This is a genomic window from Streptomyces sp. NPDC021749 (assembly GCF_040640655.1).
Taxonomy (GTDB): Bacteria; Actinomycetota; Actinomycetes; order Streptomycetales; family Streptomycetaceae; genus Streptomyces.
In genome coordinates this window covers 19,077-39,451 of the sequence record NZ_JBFACE010000042.1, presented here as the reverse complement: position 1 = coordinate 39,451, position 20,375 = coordinate 19,077, and the positions used below count along the sequence as shown (strand labels likewise).

Genomic DNA, 20,375 nt, shown 5'->3' with positions numbered 1-20,375 from the left:
CAAATACCACCCCCGCAGGGGGTTGTGCTTTGATGGCCTATGGTGTAATTGGCAGCACGACTGATTCTGGTTCAGTTAGTCTAGGTTCGAGTCCTGGTAGGCCAGCTCGCAGAGCTCATCTGCAAAGCCCCCGTTGTGTAGCGGCCTAGCACGCTGCCCTCTCAAGGCAGTAGCGCCGGTTCGAATCCGGTCGGGGGTACGGATCCATCCCGTAGATCACCAGGGTCGCTCCCGGTGGTATTGCGGTGACAACATCCGGCTCCGGCCGGATGGGATCGCTAGGGCCCCCGTTGTGTAGCGGCCTAGCACGCCGCCCTCTCAAGGCGGTAGCGCCGGTTCGAATCCGGTCGGGGGTACTGGTCTAAACCACCATGGGCTATGGTGTAATTGGCAGCACGAGTGATTCTGGTTCATTTAGTCTAGGTTCGAGTCCTGGTAGCCCAGCGCAGCGTGTCCTTGTGGCAGGCTCAACTGCAGGAAATCTCGCCCCCGTTGTGTAGCGGCCTAGCACGCCGCCCTCTCAAGGCGGTAGCGCCGGTTCGAATCCGGTCGGGGGTACACAAGAGGGAAGGCCCCCCGCGTCACGCGGGGGGCCTTTCCGCTGTTCCCGTGCGCCAACGTCTCGTTCCGAAGCGCCGATTGGCCTCTTCGGCCCCGGCCGGCGCAGGTGGGTCTCTTCCTCGTCGCACTCGGGCCCGGGGGAGTGGTGACCCGGCGGCGGCCGGCGGCGGTGCTCGCGTAGTACTGCCGCTTGATCGTCCCGGTGGGTACCCCGCTGCGCTCGCTCTGCCTCGCCGGCTGCATTCCCCTTGCGCGCGTTATTGGGGAGTGGCACTATCTATTTAAGGGATAGCGGCGCTATCCAAGGCTGGCGGCACGACCAAGGGGGCTGTGATGAGCGGAAAGCCGGTGCAGGGGCGGATGACGGCGGACGGCGGCGGCGAGGTGGTGGTCTTCCTCGTCGGGATGCGGATCAACAACTGGCGGGCGGTGCGCAGTTGGCTGCCGGTGTTCCGGGCGATGCCGGGCATGATCAAGGAACTGGCGCGGGACCCGGAGCGGGGGATGCTCGGCTACCGCTTCCTCCCGGGGCTGCGGAACTTCGCGGTCCTGCAGTACTGGGAGTCCAAGGAGAAGCTGCTGGCCTACGCGAGCGACCAGGGCGGTGCGCACCGGCCGGCCTGGGCCGCCTTCAACCGGCGGGCGCGGGCGGGGCGGCGCCACGTCGGCATCTGGCACGAGACCTATGCCGTCCCGGCGGGCTCCTACGAGAGCATCTACGCGAACATGCCGCCCCACGGGCTGGGGGCGGCCCGCGGAGTGGTGCCGGTCGCCCGGCGCGGGGAGCGGGCGGCCGAGCGGCTGGCGGCCTGAGCCGCGGAACGGCCGGCCCGCGACGGTCCCGTACGGATCTCGCCGTACGGGATCCGACGGGGACGTCAGCCGTTGCGGCGCAGGCCCTCGGAGAGCCGGGCGGCCGCGTCGATGACCGCCTGGGCGTGCATCCGGCCCGGGTGGCGGGTCAGCCGCTCGATCGGTCCGGAGACCGAGACGGCGGCCACCACGCGGTTCGAGGGGCCGCGTACGGGTGCGGAGACCGAGGCCACGCCGGGCTCGCGCTCACCGATCGACTGGGCCCAGCCGCGGCGCCGTACGCCCGACAGGGCCGTCGCCGTGAAACGGGCGCCCTGGAGGCCGCGGTGCAGCCGCTCGGGCTCCTCCCAGGCCATCAGGATCTGCGCGGCCGAGCCGGCCTTCATCGGGAGCGTGGAGCCGACCGGGACGGTGTCCCGCAATCCGGACAGCCGCTCGGCCGCCGCCACGCAGATCCGCATGTCGCCCTGCCGGCGATAGAGCTGGGCGCTCTCGCCCGTCACATCGCGCAGGTGGGTCAGTACCGGTCCGGCCGTGGCCAGCAGGCGGTCCTCGCCGGCCGCCGCGGCCAGCTCGGAGAGCCGTGGGCCCAGGATGAACCGGCCCTGCATGTCCCTCGCCACCATCCGGTGGTGTTCCAGAGCCACGGCCAGCCGGTGGGCCGTGGGTCGTGCAAGCCCTGTCGCCGCGACCAGCCCGGCGAGGGTGGCCGGACCGGACTCCAGGGCGCTCAAAACCAGAGCTGCCTTGTCGAGAACGCCGACGCCGCTAGAGTTGTCCATGCAACGATACTCACGTCTCACACTGTGAAACGCAAGTTCAATTTTCCAGGGAAGTCGTCAGTCTGTAGGTGTGGCCCTCGACCAGGGCCCGGCGTAAGGCCCGGCAGGGGGAGTTCTGCGGGCGATCGCGCATGGACGAGCAAGGCCGGCACAGTGGCCGGCCGGAGGGAAAGCGATGGGACGGACACTCGCGGAGAAGGTCTGGGACGACCATGTCGTCCGGCGCGCGGAAGGCGAGCCCGACCTCCTCTTCATTGATCTGCACCTGCTGCACGAGGTCACCAGCCCGCAGGCGTTCGACGGCCTCCGCAAGGCCGGCCGCCAGGTGCGCCGGACGGACCTGACCATCGCCACCGAGGATCACAACACCCCGACCCTCGACATCGACAAGCCGATCGCCGACCCGGTCTCGCGCACCCAGCTGGAGACGCTGCGCAAGAACTGCGCCGAGTTCGGCGTCCGGCTGCACCCGCTCGGCGACGTCGAGCAGGGCGTCGTCCACGTCGTGGGCCCCCAGCTGGGCCTGACCCAGCCGGGCACCACCGTGGTCTGCGGTGACAGCCACACCTCCACCCACGGCGCCTTCGGTGCGCTGGCGTTCGGCATCGGCACCAGCCAGGTCGAGCACGTGCTCGCCACCCAGACGCTGCCGCTGGCCCCGTTCAAGACGATGGCGATCACCGTCGACGGCGAACTGCCGGAAGGCGTGACCGCCAAGGACCTGATCCTGGCGATCATCGCCAAGATCGGCACCGGCGGCGGCCAGGGATACGTCATCGAATACCGCGGCCCGGCCATCGAGAAGCTCTCGATGGAGGCCCGGATGACCATCTGCAACATGTCGATCGAGGCGGGTGCCCGGGCCGGCATGATCGCCCCGGACCAGACCACCTTCGACTACCTCCAGGGCCGCGACCACGCCCCCAAGGGCGCGGACTGGGACGCCGCGGTGGAGTACTGGAAGACGCTGCGCACCGACGACGACGCGGTCTTCGACGCCGAGGTGCACATCGACGCCGCCTCGCTGGCCCCGTTCGTCACCTGGGGCACCAACCCCGGCCAGGGCGCCCCGCTTTCGGCACGCGTCCCCGACCCGGCTTCGTACGAGGACGCCTCGGAGCGGCTGGCCGCCGAAAAGGCCCTGGAGTACATGGGGTTGACGGCGGGTCAGCCGCTGCGCGAGATCACCGTGGACACCGTCTTCGTAGGTTCCTGCACCAACGGCCGCATCGAGGACCTGCGCTCCGCGGCGTCGATCCTGGAGGGCCGCAAGGTCGCCGACGGCGTACGGATGCTGATCGTTCCCGGCTCGGTCCGGGTCTCGCTGGAGGCGGTTGCCGAGGGGCTGGACAAGGTCTTCACCGCGGCCGGGGCCGAATGGCGGCACGCGGGTTGCTCGATGTGCCTGGGTATGAACCCCGACCAGCTGGCGCCCGGTGAGCGCTCGGCGTCCACGTCCAACCGCAACTTCGAGGGGCGGCAGGGCAAGGGCGGCCGTACGCACCTGGTCTCGCCGCAGGTGGCCGCCGCAACGGCGGTTCTCGGCCATCTGGCCTCACCGGCCGACCTGTCCGACGTCGCCACGCCCGCGGGAGTCTGAACCATGGAAGCTTTCACCACCCACACCGGCCGGGCGGTCCCGCTGCGCCGCAGCAACGTGGACACCGACCAGATCATCCCGGCCCACTGGCTGAAGAAGGTCACCCGCGACGGCTTCGAGGACGGGCTGTTCGAGGCCTGGCGCAAGGACCCCGAGTTCGTCCTCAACAAGCCGCAGTACAAAGGCGCCACGGTGCTCGTCGCGGGCCCCGACTTCGGCACCGGTTCCTCGCGCGAGCACGCCGTCTGGGCGCTGCAGAACTACGGCTTCAAGGCCGTCATCTCCTCGCGGTTCGCGGACATCTTCCGCGGCAACTCCCTCAAGAACGGCCTGCTGACGGTGGTCCTGCCGCAGGAGACGGTGGACCGGCTGCAGAAGCTGGTGGAGGCCGACCCGGCCGCCGAGGTGACCGTCGACCTCGTGGACCGGCAGGTCCGGGCGGAGGGCATCAGCGCCGACTTCGAGCTGGACGAGAACGCCCGTTGGCGTCTGCTGGAGGGGCTGGACGATATCAGCCTCACCCTTCGGGAGGAGCGGTCAATCGTGGCGTACGAGGCGAATCGCCCGTCTTTCAAGCCGCGTACGATCGAGGTCTGACCTCGGGTTTTTGGCTCAAAGCGTTATTGCGTACGATGCGCCCCCTGTGCAGTTGGCAGGGGGCGCATCAGCTTGTCGAGACGGCTGTTGAGGCCCCGTGAAGCGACAACTCGCCGCAGATGGCACAATTAGCGCATGGAACGCGACGACCAACTCCAGCTCTACGGCGTCGTCGCCGACCGACTCAAGGACGCACACGCAAGAGTGCGGACACTGCAAGTCCCGGAGGGCGTACGGATGGCGCTGACCCGGAAGCTGCTCGTCATCACGGCCGCGGCTAAACACGATCTTGCGGACGCGGCACGGCGTCTGGAGTGGTTCATGGAAGACCTCGACGAAGGTCGTTATCCCGAAGATGTGCACGCCGACGGAAGTCCGTGAAGGTCGAGTTCGTTGCGGCACAAGGGTGATTAGCCCGTTTCGTGTTTGATTTGCGGTATATATCTGCCTAACGTGCGAAAAAGCTTGGAAACTTTCCTTCCAGCAATGTCTCCGAAGGGGAAGACGTGAACAAGGCGCAGCTCGTAGAAGCCATTGCCGACAAGCTCGGCGGCCGCCAGAACGCCGCGGACGCGGTCGACGCCGTACTGGACGCGATCGTCCGTGCAGTGGTCTCCGGCGACCGCGTTTCGGTCACCGGATTCGGCTCGTTCGAGAAGGTCGACCGCCCGGCGCGTTACGCCCGGAACCCGCAGACGGGTGAGCGGGTGCGGGTCAAGAAGACCTCCGTGCCGCGCTTCCGTGCCGGTCAGGGCTTCAAGGACCTGGTGAGCGGCTCGAAGAAGCTCCCCAAGGGTGGCGAGGTCGCCGTCAAGAAGGCTCCGAAGGGCAGCCTCACGGGCGCCGCGGCGCCCACGGTCAAGAAGGCCGCCGCGAAGAAGGCCGCGGCCAAGAAGGCCACCGCCAAGAAGGCTGCTCCGGCGAAGAAGGCCGCAGCCAAGAAGACCACCCCGGCGAAGAAGGTCACCGCCAAGAAGACGACGGCGAAGAAGGCCCCCGCCAAGGCCGCCGCCAAGAAGGCGGCACCGGCCAAGAAGACCACCGCGAAGAAGGCGACCGCCAAGAAGACCGCGCCCGCGAAGAAGGCGACCGCGAAGAAGGCCCCCGCCAAGAAGGCCACCGCGCGCAAGACCACCGCGAAGAAGACCACCGCCCGCAAGCGGTGACCACAAGCAGCGGCGACGCCATGCGTCGGGCCGGTCTCCCTCCGGGGAGCCCGGCCCGCGGTGCTTCACGGCCCGGGCCGCCGTCTAGGCTCTCTCCCATGCAGGCCACCGCGTACACGTACGACCCCCAGACCCGCTCCGGCAGCGTGCTGCTCGACGACGGCACCCCGCTGCCCTTCGACGCGGCCGCCTTCGACGCCGGCGGGCTGCTGCTGCTCCGGCCCGGTCAGCGGGTGCGCATCGAGGTCACCGGGGAAGACGACGCCCGGCACATCGACCTGATCACGCTCCAGACGCTCTGACCTGCGGCGGCACCGGCCCGGACGACCCGGCCGGGCCCCCGGGCGGCTCGCCGCCGTCCGCCCCCGCCGCCACCCGCGGCGCCTGCCGCGCCGTGTGCGGGCCCACGCCCAGCGCCAGCGCGGCCAGCAGATCCTCGCCGGTGTCCACGTCCCGGCGCACCGACGGCACGTCCGGCGCGGTGATCTCCTGCGCGCCCGACGCCAGATGGCGCGACCGCGAGGCACCACCGAATGCCGGTGCCAATTTCACCCCGGAACTCGCGGTCAGAAGTGTTGTCCCGAAATGCGCCGCATCCGCGAGAAATGCACGGGGAAATAGCGCGGCGGAATGGAGCACCCGGGCCAGCTCGGCCGGACGCAGCGCCGGAAGATCCGCGTTCAGCGCGGCCACCGGCGCGCCCGGACGACCCGCCCGGACCGCCTCCGCGCCGTGCGCCAGCGCCGCGTTCAGCCCGCCCCCCGGAGGGTCGGGCACGATCCGCGCCCCCAGCGCCGCGAGCCGTTCAGCGGCCAGCCGGTCGTCCGTGACAACCACCACATCCCGTACATCTGCGCAGGCCAGCGCGGCTGCCACGGTGTCCTGGGCGAAGGCCAGGGCCAGCCGCGGCCGGAACTCCTCCCCGGCGGCCCGGGAGAGCCTGCTCTTGGCCCGCACCAGCGGCTTCAGCGGCACCACCAGGCTCCAGGCCGCCGCCGCCCCGCCATCCGCTCCGTCTCTTCGCATCCGCGCCATTCTCACCCGCCGCCGACGCCCCGGGGGAGCGCCGGGGTTACGGTGTCCTCGACATAGCGGGTACCTGGGGCGACACTTGTGCGGCTGCCGGCCCGTAGCAGCTACGCAGGTCCCACAAGGAGGGTGTCCCAGTGTCCCGCCGCAGAATCGGCTTCTGGTACCGCTTGGCCGCGGTCATCTGCAAACCGCCGCTCTTGGTTCTGTTCAAGCGGGACTGGCAGGGAATGGAGCACATTCCGGCCGACGGCGGATTTATCACCGCGGTCAACCACAACTCCTATCTCGACCCGCTCTCCTATGCGCACTATCAGTACAACACCGGACGGGTCCCCCGATTCCTCGCCAAGGCCGGACTCTTCAAGAGCGGCTTTGTCGGCCTGATGATGCGCGGCACCGGACAGATCCCCGTCTACCGGGAAACCACCGACGCCGCCAACGCGTTCCGCGCCGCCGTCACCGCCATCCACAAGGGCGAATGCGTCGCCTTCTACCCCGAGGGCACCCTCACCCGGGACCCCGAGCTGTGGCCGATGCAGGGCAAGACCGGTGCCGCGCGGGTCGCCCTGCTGACCAAGGCCCCGGTCATCCCCGTCGCCCAGTGGGGCGCCAACGACGCGATGCCGCCGTACGCCAAGGAGAAGAAGCTCCGGCTCCTCCCGCGCAAGACGCTGCGCGTCAAGGCGGGGCCGCCGGTCGACCTGAGCGCCTACTACGACCAGGAACCGACCGCCGAGGTGCTGCGCGCCGTCACCGACCTCATCATGGGCGCGATTACTGAACAGCTGGCCCAGCTGCGCGGGGAGACCGCGCCGGCCGCACCGTACGACTGGCGCAAGGCCCTCGCCCAGGAACGCCGCGCCGCACGCGAGGCCGCCAAGACCGCCACCGCGGAGCCGGCCGCCGCCACCGAAGGCGCGATCGCCCCCCAGCAGGCCCGAAGCACCCAGCAGGCACAGGAGGATGAAGGCAAGTGACGCGCTGCGCCGTCTACGGCACGGGGTCCTGGGGCACCGCATTCGCGATGGTGCTCGCCGACGCGGGATGCGAGGTGACCCTGTGGGGGCGCCGCGCGGCCCTGGTCGACGCCATCAACAACGGCCGTACGAACCCCGACTACCTGCCGGGCGTCGAGCTCCCCGAGGCCGTACGGGCCACCACCGACCCGGCACGGGCGGCCCGCGACGCGGAGTTCACCGTCCTGGCCGTGCCGTCCCAGACGCTGCGCGGAAACCTCGCCGAATGGGCGCCCCTGCTGCCCGCCGACACGGTCCTGGTCTCCCTGATGAAGGGCGTCGAACTGGGCACGGCCAAGCGCATGAGCGAGGTCATCGAGGAGGTCGCCAAGGCCCCCGCCGAGAGGGTCGCGGTGGTCACCGGCCCCAACCTCGCCAAGGAGGTCGCCGCCCGGCAGCCCGCCGCCGCGGTCGTCGCCTGCGCCGACGAGGCGGTCGCCCGCCGGGTGCAGACCGCCTGCCACACCGCGTACTTCCGCCCGTACACCAACACCGACGTGGTGGGCTGCGAACTGGGCGGCGCAGTGAAGAACGTCATCGCCCTCGCCGTCGGCATCGCCACCGGCATGGGCCTGGGCGACAACGCCAAGGCCTCGCTGATCACCCGCGGGCTCGCCGAGACCACCCGGCTCGGCCTCGCCATGGGCGCCGACGCGCACACCTTCGCCGGCCTGGCCGGCATGGGCGACCTCGTCGCCACCTGCTCCTCGCCGCTGTCCCGCAACAACACCTTCGGCACCAACCTCGGCCGCGGCATGACCCTCCAGGAGACCATCGCGGTCACCAAGCAGACCGCCGAGGGCGTCAAGTCCTGCGAATCGGTACTGGATCTGGCCCGCAGGCACGGCGTCGACATGCCGCTCACCGAGACGGTCGTCTCCATCGTCCACGACGGCAAGCCGCCGCTGGTGGCCCTCAAGGAGCTGATGGCGCGCAGCGCCAAGTCCGAGCGGCACTGAAACGGGGACGAGAGCCGGGCCGTCCGCGGCCGGTGCCGGCGCCACACCACCAACGGCGGCCGCCGCACTGACGCCGCGCCGGTCAGCAGGTACCCTCAACGCGATATGAGCAGCCAGACCTCCTCCCACAAGCCCCGCGTCGCCGTCGTGTTCGGCGGGCGCAGCTCCGAGCACGCCATCTCCGTGGTCACCGCCGGAGCCGTACTGCGCGCCATCGACCGCGAGAAGTACGACGTGCTGCCCATCGGCATCACCACCGACGGCCGCTGGGCGCTGACCGCCGACGACCCCGAGCGGATGGCCATCACGGACCGGCGGCTGCCCACCGTGGCCGAGCTCGCCGAGTCCGCCGAGGGTGGAGTGGTGCTCCCCGTCGACCCGTCCAACCGCGAGGTGGTCTACACCGAGCCGGGTGCGGTGCCCAAGGCGCTCGGCGAGGTCGACGTGGTCTTCCCCGTCCTGCACGGCCCGTACGGCGAGGACGGCACCCTGCAGGGCCTCCTGGAGCTCTCCGGCGTGCCCTACGTCGGCTCGGGCGTGCTCGCCTCCGCGGTCGGCCAGGACAAGGACTACATGAAGCGGGTGTTCACCTCCTTCGGGCTGCCGGTCGGCCCCTACGAGGTCATCCGGCCCCGGGAGTGGGAGAAGGACCCCGCGGCGGCCCGCAAGAAGATCGTGGACTTCGCCGCCGAACACGGCTGGCCGCTCTTCGTGAAGCCCGCCCGGGCCGGCTCGTCCATGGGCATCAGCAAGGTCGACGGCCTCGCGGGCCTGGACGAGGCCATCGAGGAGGCCCGCCGGCACGACCCCAAGATCCTGGTGGAATCGCTGCTGAGCGGCCGCGAGATCGAGTGCGGGGTGCTGGAATTCGAGGACGGGCCGCGGGCCAGCGTGCCGGCCGAGATCCCGCCGGTCACCGCGCACGACTTCTACGACTTCGAGGCCAAGTACATCGACTCGGCCGCCGGCATCGTGCCGGCTCCGCTGACCGCCGAGCAGACCGCGAAGGTCCGGGAACTGGCCGTCGCGGCCTTCGAGGCGGCGTCCTGTGAGGGCCTGGTCCGCGCGGACTTCTTCCTGCAGGACGACGGCGAGTTCGTGATCAACGAGATCAACACGCTCCCCGGCTTCACGCCCATCTCGATGTACCCGCGGATGTGGCAGGAAAGCGGCGTGAGCTACCCGGAGCTGATCGACCGCCTCCTCCAGGCGGCGCTGCAGCGCTCCACCGGCCTGCGCTAGGGCCGCGGCGGGGGCCGCGCCGGAGAAGGGCTACACGCCCGCGGGGATGGTCTTCTTCACCGCGCCCGCGAGGTCGGGGAGCACATCGACCTCGGGGGCGTACTTCCCGGGCACGGTCACCTCGACGTACACCTTGCGCAGCACGGTCGTGAAGCGGTAGCCGTCGTCCTGCTTCTCGAAGAGCCACCGGACACCGTTGACTTCCGCCGCCTCCGGGTTGGGGTTGTAATGTTCACTCCCGTGTCTCAGGACGTCCGGCTTCGGCACCCCGCAGCGCAGTTGCACGGCGGGGTCGCCCCAGACGGCGGTGAAGTCGGAGACGGGCTCGGGGGTGCCCCGCTTCAGTCCGTCGACGGTCCGCGGCAGTTCCCCGTGGAGTGCCCGGCAGTGCCGCGCCGCCTCGCCCCGGGGGGACGGGACGGCCACGTCCTCGGAAGACGAACAGCTCACCGCGGCGAAAGCCACGGTGAGCAGGGGAAGGGCCAGGAACGGGCGGCACCGGCGACGCGAAGAGATCACCCGGCCGAGCATACGGGGGAGCTAGAGATGAACGACCGGGCAGGTCAGGGTGCGGGTGATGCCTTCCACTTGCTGGACCTTCGCCACCACCATGCGGCCCAGCTCATCGACGGTGTCGGCCTGGGCGCGCACGATCACGTCGTAGGGACCGGTGACGTCCTCGGCCTGCAGCACACCAGGGATCTGCGAGATCACCTCCGCGACGGCCGAGGCCTTGCCGACCTCGGTCTGGATCAGGATGTAGGCCTGTACCACGGAACCTCCAGGGCGGCTACGAGGATCATGGGGGAAGAAGGGACGCCACGGTACCGCGTCACCGTGCGGAGCGGGGAGACCCGCGCGGTGAACACGGCAGGTGCGGCGCAACCGTCAGCCACGTACGGGCCGTCCGTACAACGGTCCGTACACAGGAGAAGGGCAACAGCATGAAGGGCACCGTGGGCGAGCTGGGGGAGTTCGGTCTGATCAGGGAGCTCACCTCCCGGCTCACGTCCACTCCGGCGGTACGGATCGGGCCGGGGGACGACGCCGCGGTGGTCACCGCGCCGGACCGCAGGGTGGTCGCCAGCACCGACGTCCTCCTGGAGGGCCGGCACTTCCGCCGCGACTGGTCCACCGCCTACGACGTCGGCCGCAAGGCCGCCGCACAGAACCTCGCCGACATCGCGGCGATGGGCGCGGTGCCCACCGCGATCCTGCTGGGCCTGGTCGTGCCCGCGGAACTCCCCGCGACCTGGCCGACCGAGCTGATGGACGGGCTGCGCGACGAGTGCCAGGTGGCCGGGGCCGCGGTCGTCGGCGGGGACGTGGTCCGCGGCGACACCATCACCGTCGCCATCACTGCACTCGGCGACCTGCGCAACCAGGAGCCGGTCACCCGGGCCGGCGCCCAGCCCGGCGACGTGGTCGCGGTGACCGGCTGGCTCGGCTGGTCCGCCGCCGGCCACGCGGTCCTCTCCCGCGGCTTCCGCTCCCCGCGCGCCTTCGTGGAGGCGCACCGCCGCCCCGAACCGCCGTACCACGCCGGCCCCGCGGCCGCCGGGCTCGGCGCCACCGCCATGACCGACGTCAGCGACGGGCTGGTCGCCGACCTCGGGCACATCGCCGAGGCCAGCAAGGTCCGGATCGACCTGCGGTCCGCCGCGATCGACATCCCCTCGCAGATGTCCGACATCGGCACCGCGGTCGGCGTGGACCCGATGCAGTGGGTGCTCAACGGCGGCGAGGACCACGCGATCGTGGCCACGTTCCCGCCGGACGTGAAGCTGCCCGCCCGGTGGAAGGTCATCGGGGAGGTCCTCCACCCCTCCGCGCTGCCGCAGGTGACGGTGGACGGCGCCCCCTGGGTGAAGGCCGGCTGGGACCACTTCGGGGACAACGCCGACGCCGAGTAGCCCCCGGGCGGCCGGCGGGTAGATTCGCCGGCATGCACATACCTCCACGCGTCCTGACCGTCGCCGGGTCCGACTCCGGCGGCGGCGCGGGCATCCAGGCGGACCTGAAGACGATGCTGGCGCTCGGCACCCACGGCATGAGCGTGCTCACCGCCGTCACCGCACAGAACTCCCTGGGCGTGCAGGGCGCGTGGGACCTGCCCGCCGAGGCCGTACGCGCCCAGTTCCGCAGCGTCGTCGACGACATCGGCGTCCAGGCGGTCAAGACCGGGATGCTCTCCTCGGCCGAACTCGTCGGGACCGTCGCCGAACTGCTCGCCGCACTGGACGTCCCGGTCGTCGTCGACCCCGTGGGGGTCTCCAAACACGGTGACGCACTCCTCGCCGCGAGCGCCCTGGACGCGGTGCGCACCCAGCTGCTGCCCACGGCCACCGTCGCCACCCCCAACCTCGACGAGGTGGCCCAGCTCACCGGCGTGACCGTCCGGGAGGAGGCCGACATGCGCCGGGCGGCCGCCGCCGTCCTGGACTTCGGGCCGCGCTGGGCGCTCATCAAGGGCGGCCACCTCACGGCCGCGGCCGGGGACGGCGGCAGCGCCGTCGACCTGCTCACCGACGGCACCGAGGAGCACTGGCTGCGCGCCCCGCGCCAGGGCAACCGGCACACCCACGGCACCGGCTGCACCCTCGCCAGCGCACTCGCCGCACAACTGGCCAAGGGCGACCCCGTCCCGCAGGCCGCCGCGGCGGCGAAGGACTACGTCACCGGCGCGATCGCGGCCGGCTTCCGGCTGGGCGCCGGCATCGGCCCGGTCGACCACGGCTGGCGGCTGCGCGGCGGCCACTGACGGGCGCGCGGGCCGCGTTCCGCGTCATGCCGGGAGCGGGGGAGTGCCCGTAGGAACGGGGGAGTGCCCGTAGGAACGGCAAAAGCCGGCCCACCCCAGGGGTGGACCGGCTTCCCAGGCAACCGGCCGGCTGCGCTACGACTAAGGCGTCAGCGCGAGACCTTGCCGGCCTTGATGCACGAGGTGCAGGCGTTCAGCTTCTTCGGCGTGCGCCCGATCACTGCACGCACCGTCTGGATGTTGGGGTTCCAACGACGGTTGGTACGGCGATGCGAGTGCGAGACACTCTTGCCGAAGCCCGGCCCCTTGCCGCAGACGTCGCAGTTGGCAGCCACGGGTCACTCCAAAGACTTCAGATGCACTTACGGTGAATCCCGACGGGCCGAGTGCATTGCCCGACCGGCGACCGTCAGGAGAGGAAATGGCCCGATTCTCATCGGGCAACCGGAGCAGCATACAACGACCGCTCCCGTAGAACGAAACTATCACGCACCCCCCGGCCCCCGCCCCGGCCTCCCCACCGGGGCGCGGCTACTGTCGGTGCAGCCCGTGACCCAGGAGGACGATGTGCCGTACCCGCTCGACGCCGCCGCGGTCCGCTCCTGGTGCGGGCTGGCGCTGGAGGCGCTCGGCCGGGAACGCGAGCGGATCGACGCGATCAACGTCTACCCGGTGGCCGACGGCGACACCGGCACCAACCTCTACCTGACGCTGGAATCCGCGGCCCGGGCCGTCGAGGCCGCCTTCGACGGGCACGCCTCCGCGGGCACCGCCCCCGGCCTCGCCGACGCGATCGGCGCGATGGCACACGGCGCCCTGATAGGAGCGCGCGGCAACTCCGGCACCATCCTGGCGCAGCTGCTGCGCGGCATGACCGACGTCCTGGCGGCCGGCGGCGGGACCGACGGCACGGACGCCGCGGCCGGCGACGGTTCGGCCGAGGCGCTGCGCCGGGCCCTGCGCCGGGCCGCCGCCTCCGCCTACGAGGCCGTCGCCCACCCCGTGGAGGGCACCGTCCTGACCGTGGCCACCGCCGCCGCGGCCGCCGCCGAACGCGCCGCCGGCGAGGCCCGGGACGCCGCCGCGGTCGCCCGCGCCGCCCACGAGGGTGCCCGTACGGCCCTGCAGGCGACGCCCGGGCAGCTGGCGGTCCTCGGCCGGGCCGGCGTGGTGGACGCCGGCGGCTGCGGACTGGTCGCCCTGCTGGGCGCGCTCGCCGACGCGCTCTCCGGAGAGGTCACCGCCACCCCCGTCGCCGTACGGGCCGACGCCCCGCTCCCCGAGGCCGCCGGCTGCGACGTCGCGGCACACACGGCGGCCGGCGGCTGCGGCGAGGAAGGCGGGCCCGCCTTCGAGGTGATCTACCTGCTGGAGGCGGCGGACGAGGCCGTGGCCCGGCTGCGCACCCGGCTCGACGGCCTCGGCGACTCCCTGGTCGTGGTCGGCGGGGACGGGCTGTGGCACGTCCACGTCCACGTCGACGACGCTGGCGCCGCCGTGGAGGCCGGCATCGAGGCCGGCCGCCCGTACCGGATCCGCATCACGCACTTCGGCGGCGCCGGCCGCACCAAGGAACCGGCGCTGGCACCGCGGGCCGTGGTCGCGGTGGTGCCGGGCGCCGGGCTCGCCGGCCTCTGCGCCGAGGCCGGCGCGACCGCCGTCACCGTACGCCCCGGGGAGCCCCCGGCCAGCGGCGAACTGGTGCAGGCGATCCGGCAGGCCCGCGCCCGCGAGGTCATGCTGCTGCCCAACGACCCCGAACTCCGGCACACCGCCGCGGCCGCCGCCGAACAGGCCCGCACCGAAGGCGTCCGGGTCGCGGTGATCCCCACCCGCGCCGCCGTCCAGGGCATCGCGGCGCTGGCCGTGCACGAACCGGACCGCAGCTTCGACGAGGACGCGGTCGCCATGACCTCCGCCGCCGGCGCCACCCGCTACGCCGAGCTCGCCCTCGCCGAACGGCAGTCCTGGACCATGGCGGGCGTCTGCCAGGCCGGGGACGTCCTCGGGCTGATCGACGGCGACGTCGCGGTGATCGGCTCCGACCTCACCGTCACCGCCATGACGGTGCTGGACCGGATGCTGTCCGCCGGCGGGGAGATGGTGACGCTGGTCCTCGGCGCCGGGGCGCCCGCCGCCCTCGCCGAGCGTCTGGAACGGCACGTCCGCGAACGGCACCTCGCCGTCGACACCGTCGTCTACGACGGCGGCCAGCGCACCGCCCCGCTGCTCATCGGCGTGGAGTGACGCCGCCCCGGCGGCCCGGACCGGCGCAATTGTCAGAGGCGTGGTGTGCAATAGACGCGTGGCTGCGCTCGACGAACCCCTGAAGAAGATCCTCGGCGGCACCACCGCGAAGGTGCTGGCCGATCATCTCGACCTGCACACGGTCGGCGACCTGCTGCACCACTACCCGCGCCGCTACGCCGAGCGCGGCGAGCTGACCCGCCTCGCCGACCTCCCGCTGGACGAACACGTCACGGTCGTCGCCAGGGTCGCCGACACCCGGGTGCACACCTTCAACGCCGGCCGCGGACAGCGCCTGGAAGTGACGCTCACGGACGGCAGCGGCCGGCTCCAGCTGGTGTTCTTCGGCAAGGGCATCCACAAACCGCACAAGGAACTGCTGCCGGGACGCCGCGCGATGTTCGCCGGCAAGGTGTCGGTCTTCAACCGCAAACTTCAGCTCGCCCACCCCGAATACGCGCTCCTGGACGGTGACACCGACGGCGAGGCCGTGGACGCCTTCGCCAACCAGCTCATCCCGATCTACCCGGCCTGCCAGCAGATGGCCTCCTGGAAGATCACCAAAGCGGTCGACGCGGTGCTGCCCAGCGCGCAGGACGCCGTCGACCCGCTGCCCGAGGCGCTGCGCGAGGGCCGGTCGCTGGTCCCGCTCACCGAGGCACTGCTGAAGATCCACCGGCCGGGCAGCAAGGCCGACATCGCCGACGCCCGGGCCCGGCTGAAGTGGGACGAAGCATTCGTGATGCAGGTCGCGCTGGCCCGCCGGCGCCTTGCCGACACCCAACTCCCCGCCGTACCGCGCCGGTTGGTCAAGGACGGCATCCTCGACGCGTTCGACGCCGAGCTGCCCTTCACGCTCACCGACGGCCAGCAGAAGGTCAGTCGGGAGATCTTCGACGACCTGGCCACCGAACACCCCATGCACCGCCTCCTCCAGGGCGAGGTCGGCTCCGGCAAGGCCCAGCCGCTGGACGCCCTGGTGCTCACCCCGCGCGGCTTCCGGCCCATGGGCGAGATGACCGTCGGCACCGAAGTGGTGGTGCCCAGCGGTGAGCGCGCCGTGGTGGACGGCGTCTTCCCGCAGGGCGAGCGCGAGGTGTGGCGGCTGGTGCTGTCGGACGGCTCCGCCGTCGAGTGCGACGACGAGCACCTGTGGATCGTCGGGTCGCGCGACGGCGGCGAGCGGGTGCTGACCACCCGCGAGCTACGGGCCGGCCTGCTGGACGCCGACGGCCGGCCCCGGTGGTCCATCGCGCCCGCCACCCCGGTCGACCTCGACGACGGCGGGGAGCGGCCGCTCGACCCGTACCGCCTGGGCCGCTCCCTCCCCGGGGACGGTCTGCCGGCCGCCTACCGCAACGCCCCCGTCAAGGACCGCCGGGCCGTGCTGCGCGGCCTGCTGGACGCCGGGGGAGAGCCTTCAGGGACCGGCGAGGTGTTCCGCGCCGCGCCCGGCCCGCTGGCCGCCGACCTCGCCTGGCTGGTGCGCTCCCTGGGCGGGCGGGCGGAGCTGCACGCCGCCGGGGCGGGCGCGTACGACGTCTCCGCGGCGCTGCCGGAGGAAGGGGCCGATGACGATCCCGCATTCCGGCGCACCGTCCGCGCGATCGAGCACGTGGGCCGCAGGCCCGTCCAGTGCATCAGCGTCGCGCACCCCTCGCACGCCTACGTGACCGACCACTTCACCGTCACGCACAACACCATGGTCGCGCTGCGCGCCATGCTCGGAGTCGTCGACGGCGGCGGCCAGGCCGCGATGCTGGCGCCCACCGAGGTGCTCGCCCAGCAGCACCACCGCTCGATCACCGAGATGATGGGGGAGCTGGCCGAGGGCGGCATGCTGGGCGGGGCCGAACGGGGCACGAAGGTGGTGCTGTTGACCGGTTCCATGGGTGCCGCGGCCCGCCGGCAGGCGCTGCTCGACCTGGTCACCGGTGAGGCCGGCATCGTTGTCGGCACCCATGCGCTGATCGAGGACAAGGTGCAGTTCCACGACCTGGGACTGGTGGTCGTCGACGAACAGCACCGCTTCGGCGTCGAGCAGCGCGACGCCCTGCGGGGCAAGGGCACACAGCCGCCGCACCTTCTGGTGATGACCGCGACGCCCATCCCGCGGACGGTCGCGATGACCGTCTTCGGCGATCTGGAGACCTCCGTCCTCGACCAACTCCCCGCCGGACGCTCGCCGATCGCCAGCCATGTGGTGCCCGCGAAGGACAAACCGCACTTCCTCGCGCGCACGTGGGAGCGGGTCCGCGAAGAGGTCGAGGCCGGGCACCAGGCGTATGTGGTCTGCCCGCGGATCGGCGACGAGGAGGACGTGCCCAAGCCGGGGAAGAAGGGCGCTTCCGGCGGCAAGGGAGCGGCGGCCGCGGCGAGTTCGCCGGAGGACATCGCCGAGAAGCGCCCGCCGCTCGCCGTGCTCGACATCGCCGACCAGCTCACCAAGGGCCCGCTCGCCGGTCTGCGGGTGGCGGTACTGCACGGCAGGATGGCGCCGGACGACAAGGACGAGGTGATGCGCTCGTTCGCGGCCGGCGAGCTGGACGTGCTGGTCGCGACGACGGTCATCGAGGTCGGGGTGAACGTCCCCAACGCCACCGTCATGGTGATCATGGACGCGGACCGGTTCGGCGTCTCCCAGCTGCACCAGCTCCGCGGCCGGGTCGGCCGTGGTGCGGCGCCCGGCCTGTGCCTGCTGGTCAGCGAGATGCCCGAGGCCAGCCCGGCGCGGGCCCGGCTCGCCGCCGTGGCCGGCACCCTCGACGGCTTCGAGCTCTCCCGGATCGACCTGGAACAGCGGCGCGAGGGCGACGTCCTCGGCCAGGCGCAGTCCGGCGTCCGCTCCTCGCTGCGGATGCTCACGGTCATCGACGACGAGGAGATCATCGCCGCCGCCCGCGAGGAGGCCACCGCGCTGGTCGGCGACGACCCCGAACTGACCGGCTACCCGGAGCTGCGGATCGCGCTGTCCGCCCTCCTGGACGAGGAACGGGAGCAGTATCTGGACAAGGGCTGAGCGAGCCGCAAGGGCGCCTCCCGCCGTCTGTGCGCCGGCCGCGGCCGGGTGAGAACGATCACGGGCCGGGGTGCCGCCCGGACGCCTCGGGCGGGCGCCCGCCGCCGGACGACGGAATATCGTGGAGGGCGGAGCCCGCACGGGCTCCGCCGACCATCCCTCCACCCCGCACGACGTAAGGACGGGCCCATGACCCGCGTGATCGCCGGCACGGCCGGCGGCCGCCGCCTGGCCGTACCACCCGGCAACGGCACCCGCCCGACCTCCGACCGGGCGCGTGAGGGCATGTTCTCCACCTGGGAGTCGCTGGACGGCCCGCTGGCCGGCGCCCGGGTGCTCGACCTGTACGGCGGCTCCGGGGCGGTCGGCCTGGAGGCGCTCTCCCGCGGCGCGGCCCACGTCCTGCTGGTGGAGGCCGACGCCCGCGCCGTCCGCACCATCCGCGACAACGTCCGCACGGTCGGCCTCCCGGGCGTCGAGGTGCGGCCCGGCAAGGCCGAGCAGACCGCCGCCGCCCCGCCCTCCGGAGAGCCGTACGACATCGTCTTCCTGGACCCGCCCTACGCGGTGAGCGACGCCGAACTGTGCGAGATCCTGCTCACACTCCGTGGTCAGGGGTGGCTGGCGGACGACGCACTCGTCACCGTGGAGCGGAGCACCAGAGGCGGCGCGTTCCCGTGGCCGGACGGTTTCACCGCGATCAAGGCCCGTCGCTACGGCGAGGGGACGCTTTGGTACGGTCGCGCCGCTTCGTCGTCCGCCGAACCGACGTCAGCAAGCGTGTCATGACCGCATCGGAGAGCGAGGAACCCGCGTTGCGCCGCGCCGTCTGTCCGGGGTCGTTCGACCCCATCACCAATGGGCACCTGGACATCATCGCCCGTGCCTCCAAGCTGTACGACGTCGTCCATGTGGCCGTGATGATCAACCAGTCCAAGAAGGGGCTGTTCACGGTCGACGAGCGGATCGACCTGATCCGCCGGGCCACCGCCGAGTACGGCAACGTCCAGGTCGAGTCCTTCCACGGCCTGCTCGTCGACTTCTGCAAGCAGCGCGACATCCCCGCGATCGTCAAGGGCCTGCGCGCGGTCAGCGACTTCGACTACGAGCTGCAGATGGCCCAGATGAACAACGGACTCTCCGGTGTGGAGACCCTGTTCGTCCCCACCAACCCCATCTACAGCTTCCTCTCCTCCAGCCTCGTCAAGGAGGTCGCCGCCTGGGGTGGCGACGTCTCCCACCTGGTCCCGCCGTTCGTGCTCGATGCGCTCACCGAGCGGCTGCGCAAGAAGAGCTGATCACCGCACCCGGCACACCGGCCACGGCACTTCTGACGTACCGTCAGTTGGTGTCGGCTGGGCGGCCGGTGGACGTACAGTCGTCCCGTTCCGTCGTTCCAACCCCTCAGAGAGTGGCGAGTCCAAGGTGGACGTGCAGAAGAAGCTCGACGACATCGTCGCGACCGTCGCCGGCGCCCGGTCCATGCCCATGTCGGCCTCGTGCGTGGTCAACCGCGCCGAGCTGCTCGCCATGCTGGAAGAGGTGCGCGCCGCGCTGCCCGGATCGCTCGCCCAGGCCCAGGAGCTGCTCGGCGGCCGCGAGCAGATGGTCGAGGAGGCGCGCGCCGAGGCGGAGCGGATCATCGAGTCCGCGCACGCCCAGCGCGGTTCGCTCATCTCCGACACCGAGGTCGCCCGGCAGTCGCAGGAGGAGGCGGACCGGATCCTCGCCGAGGCCCGCCAGGAGGCCGCCGAGATCCGCGCCGAGGCCGACGACTACGTCGACTCCAAGCTCGCCAACTTCGAGGTCGTCCTCACCAAGACCATCGGATCCGTCGACCGCGGCCGCGAGAAGCTCCTCGGCCGGGGCCCCGGACTCGACGAGCAGGGTTACGAGGACACTGAGGCCCCCGAGCGCAGCGCCGACCCCGAGACCCTCAGGCAGCGCGCGGACGCCTACGTGGACGCCAAGTTCGGCGCCTTCCAGGCCGTGCTGACCAAGACGCTGGAGGCGGTCGGCCGGGGCCGCGACAAGCTCCAGGGGGCCCAGGCGATCGACGAGCTCGCCGCGCATCTGGCGGCCCAGGGCGACCCGCAGAACGCGCAGCCGCAGGCGGACGCGGACTACCTGGCCGAGCTGGCCGGTATCGGCGCCGACCGCGAACCGCAGGCCCCCGCGGCGCAGGACCAGCCCCAGGAACACCAGCAGCCGCTCCAGCCCCAGCAGCAGGGTTACTACGACCCGGCCGGCTACCCCCAGCAGGACGTCTACGGCTACCAGCAGCCCCAGCAGGCCGCCGCGTACACCCAGCAGCAGGACCCGTACGCCTACGACTGGCAGCAGCAGCCCCAGCAGCCCCAGCAGCCCGGCTACGACCCGAACACCTACCTCCACCCCCAGGTGCCCCAGCAGCCCCAGCACGCCCCGCACGCGGCCGCCCAGCCCGCCGCCCTGGACGAGACCAGCCTCTTCGACACCAGCATGATCAACCTCGACCAACTCCGCCAATACGAGGAGGGCCGCCCGTAGGGCACGCCCACCGGACACCCCGGCCGCCGGCCCAACCCACCACCGGACACC

The 20,375-nt window shown here is 71.7% G+C and carries 21 protein-coding genes and 5 tRNA genes; 21 read left to right on the top strand and 5 right to left on the bottom strand.

The features are described 5' to 3' along the window. Positions 1 to 33 precede the first annotated feature (33 nt). From AB0G35_RS30740 to AB0G35_RS30715, 6 genes are all read left to right on the top strand, one after another. A tRNA-Gln gene (locus AB0G35_RS30740) sits at positions 34 to 105 on the top strand. Between the two features lie 21 nt (positions 106 to 126). Continuing rightward, a tRNA-Glu gene (locus tag AB0G35_RS30735) sits at positions 127 to 199 on the top strand. An 84-nt stretch (positions 200 to 283) separates the two neighbouring features. Then, positions 284 to 356: transfer RNA gene (locus tag AB0G35_RS30730), tRNA-Glu, on the top strand. A 16-nt stretch (positions 357 to 372) separates the two neighbouring features. After that, positions 373 to 444 (top strand) — tRNA-Gln (locus tag AB0G35_RS30725). A gap of 41 nt (positions 445 to 485) precedes the next feature. After that, positions 486 to 558, top strand: a tRNA-Glu gene (locus AB0G35_RS30720). Positions 559 to 894: 336 nt separating this feature from the next. Next, the gene (locus AB0G35_RS30715) at positions 895 to 1,374 is read left to right on the top strand and encodes a DUF4188 domain-containing protein (RefSeq protein ID WP_360956238.1); all 480 of its coding nucleotides are present in this window, start codon (positions 895 to 897) and stop codon (positions 1,372 to 1,374) included. Between the two features lie 65 nt (positions 1,375 to 1,439). Here AB0G35_RS30715 and ndgR read toward each other — a convergent pair whose 3' ends face one another. Then, positions 1,440 to 2,156 (bottom strand): IclR family transcriptional regulator NdgR, encoded by a 717-nt coding sequence (ndgR, locus tag AB0G35_RS30710; RefSeq protein ID WP_030414225.1) that lies wholly within the window; start codon positions 2,154 to 2,156, stop codon positions 1,440 to 1,442. Between the two features lie 175 nt (positions 2,157 to 2,331). Between ndgR and leuC the strand changes: the two genes are divergently transcribed. The 5 genes from leuC to AB0G35_RS30685 all read left to right on the top strand — a co-directional run bounded on the left by leuC (position 2,332) and on the right by AB0G35_RS30685 (position 5,821). Beyond that, positions 2,332 to 3,756 carry a 3-isopropylmalate dehydratase large subunit gene (gene leuC, locus AB0G35_RS30705; protein ID WP_360956236.1) on the top strand — a complete coding sequence of 475 codons (1,425 nt, stop codon included), beginning with the start codon at positions 2,332 to 2,334 and terminating at the stop codon, positions 3,754 to 3,756. A 3-nt stretch (positions 3,757 to 3,759) separates the two neighbouring features. Then, positions 3,760 to 4,353: a 3-isopropylmalate dehydratase small subunit gene (gene leuD, locus AB0G35_RS30700; RefSeq protein ID WP_360956234.1), complete on the top strand. Its 594-nt coding sequence runs from the start codon at positions 3,760 to 3,762 to the stop codon at positions 4,351 to 4,353. Positions 4,354 to 4,488: 135 nt separating this feature from the next. Further along, entirely contained in the window at positions 4,489 to 4,734 is a 246-nt protein-coding gene (locus tag AB0G35_RS30695; RefSeq protein WP_030414222.1) for a hypothetical protein, read from the top strand. Positions 4,735 to 4,859: 125 nt separating this feature from the next. Beyond that, complete coding sequence (locus AB0G35_RS30690) at positions 4,860 to 5,519, top strand: HU family DNA-binding protein (RefSeq protein WP_360956232.1); 660 nt, start codon at positions 4,860 to 4,862, stop codon at positions 5,517 to 5,519. A 98-nt stretch (positions 5,520 to 5,617) separates the two neighbouring features. Beyond that, the gene (locus tag AB0G35_RS30685) at positions 5,618 to 5,821 is read left to right on the top strand and encodes a hypothetical protein (RefSeq protein WP_261955478.1); all 204 of its coding nucleotides are present in this window, start codon (positions 5,618 to 5,620) and stop codon (positions 5,819 to 5,821) included. Here AB0G35_RS30685 and cofC read toward each other — a convergent pair. After that, positions 5,802 to 6,545, bottom strand: a complete 744-nt coding sequence (gene cofC, locus AB0G35_RS30680) for a 2-phospho-L-lactate guanylyltransferase (RefSeq protein WP_360956229.1) — start codon at positions 6,543 to 6,545, stop codon at positions 5,802 to 5,804. The genes AB0G35_RS30685 and cofC overlap by 20 nt on opposite strands. A 140-nt stretch (positions 6,546 to 6,685) precedes the next feature. Between cofC and AB0G35_RS30675 the strand changes: the two genes are divergently transcribed. From AB0G35_RS30675 to AB0G35_RS30665, 3 genes are all read left to right on the top strand, one after another. Continuing rightward, positions 6,686 to 7,528, top strand: coding sequence for a lysophospholipid acyltransferase family protein (locus AB0G35_RS30675; RefSeq protein ID WP_360956227.1), 843 nt, complete (start codon positions 6,686 to 6,688; stop codon positions 7,526 to 7,528). Then, positions 7,525 to 8,526, top strand: a complete 1,002-nt coding sequence (locus AB0G35_RS30670; protein WP_360956225.1) for an NAD(P)H-dependent glycerol-3-phosphate dehydrogenase — start codon at positions 7,525 to 7,527, stop codon at positions 8,524 to 8,526. The genes AB0G35_RS30675 and AB0G35_RS30670 overlap by 4 nt, the downstream gene beginning before the upstream one ends. Positions 8,527 to 8,631: 105 nt before the next feature. Then, on the top strand, positions 8,632 to 9,768 hold the full coding sequence (locus AB0G35_RS30665; RefSeq protein WP_360956223.1) for a D-alanine--D-alanine ligase family protein: 1,137 nt from the start codon (positions 8,632 to 8,634) through the stop codon (positions 9,766 to 9,768). Positions 9,769 to 9,798: 30 nt separating this feature from the next. On the opposite strand, the gene AB0G35_RS30660 is transcribed toward AB0G35_RS30665, so the two are convergent. Next, positions 9,799 to 10,299 carry a DUF3515 domain-containing protein gene (locus AB0G35_RS30660; protein WP_360956221.1) on the bottom strand — a complete coding sequence of 167 codons (501 nt, stop codon included), beginning with the start codon at positions 10,297 to 10,299 and terminating at the stop codon, positions 9,799 to 9,801. A gap of 9 nt (positions 10,300 to 10,308) precedes the next feature. Beyond that, positions 10,309 to 10,542 carry an Lrp/AsnC ligand binding domain-containing protein gene (locus tag AB0G35_RS30655; RefSeq protein ID WP_360956219.1) on the bottom strand — a complete coding sequence of 78 codons (234 nt, stop codon included), beginning with the start codon at positions 10,540 to 10,542 and terminating at the stop codon, positions 10,309 to 10,311. 170 nt (positions 10,543 to 10,712) lie between these two features. Between AB0G35_RS30655 and AB0G35_RS30650 the strand changes: the two genes are divergently transcribed. Next, positions 10,713 to 11,681: a thiamine-phosphate kinase gene (locus tag AB0G35_RS30650; protein WP_360956217.1), complete on the top strand. Its 969-nt coding sequence runs from the start codon at positions 10,713 to 10,715 to the stop codon at positions 11,679 to 11,681. A 32-nt stretch (positions 11,682 to 11,713) separates the two neighbouring features. Then, entirely contained in the window at positions 11,714 to 12,529 is an 816-nt protein-coding gene (gene thiD, locus AB0G35_RS30645; protein ID WP_360956215.1) for a bifunctional hydroxymethylpyrimidine kinase/phosphomethylpyrimidine kinase, read from the top strand. Between the two features lie 149 nt (positions 12,530 to 12,678). On the opposite strand, the gene rpmB is transcribed toward thiD, so the two are convergent. Further along, positions 12,679 to 12,864 (bottom strand): 50S ribosomal protein L28, encoded by a 186-nt coding sequence (gene rpmB, locus AB0G35_RS30640; protein WP_006602870.1) that lies wholly within the window; start codon positions 12,862 to 12,864, stop codon positions 12,679 to 12,681. A 232-nt stretch (positions 12,865 to 13,096) separates the two neighbouring features. On the opposite strand from rpmB, the gene AB0G35_RS30635 reads away from it, so the two are divergent. The 5 genes from AB0G35_RS30635 (at position 13,097) to AB0G35_RS30615 (ending at position 20,324) form a co-directional block, all read left to right on the top strand. Then, positions 13,097 to 14,776: a DAK2 domain-containing protein gene (locus AB0G35_RS30635; protein ID WP_360956280.1), complete on the top strand. Its 1,680-nt coding sequence runs from the start codon at positions 13,097 to 13,099 to the stop codon at positions 14,774 to 14,776. A 58-nt stretch (positions 14,777 to 14,834) separates the two neighbouring features. Then, complete coding sequence (locus tag AB0G35_RS30630) at positions 14,835 to 17,795, top strand: helicase-related protein (protein WP_360956213.1); 2,961 nt, start codon at positions 14,835 to 14,837, stop codon at positions 17,793 to 17,795. Positions 17,796 to 17,984: 189 nt separating this feature from the next. Further along, positions 17,985 to 18,584: a 16S rRNA (guanine(966)-N(2))-methyltransferase RsmD gene (rsmD, locus tag AB0G35_RS30625; RefSeq protein WP_360956211.1), complete on the top strand. Its 600-nt coding sequence runs from the start codon at positions 17,985 to 17,987 to the stop codon at positions 18,582 to 18,584. A 26-nt stretch (positions 18,585 to 18,610) separates the two neighbouring features. After that, the gene (gene coaD / locus AB0G35_RS30620; protein WP_360956278.1) at positions 18,611 to 19,093 is read left to right on the top strand and encodes a pantetheine-phosphate adenylyltransferase; all 483 of its coding nucleotides are present in this window, start codon (positions 18,611 to 18,613) and stop codon (positions 19,091 to 19,093) included. A 127-nt stretch (positions 19,094 to 19,220) separates the two neighbouring features. Beyond that, entirely contained in the window at positions 19,221 to 20,324 is a 1,104-nt protein-coding gene (locus tag AB0G35_RS30615; protein ID WP_360956209.1) for an ATP synthase F0 subunit B, read from the top strand. The last annotated feature ends 51 nt before the right edge of the window (positions 20,325 to 20,375 follow it).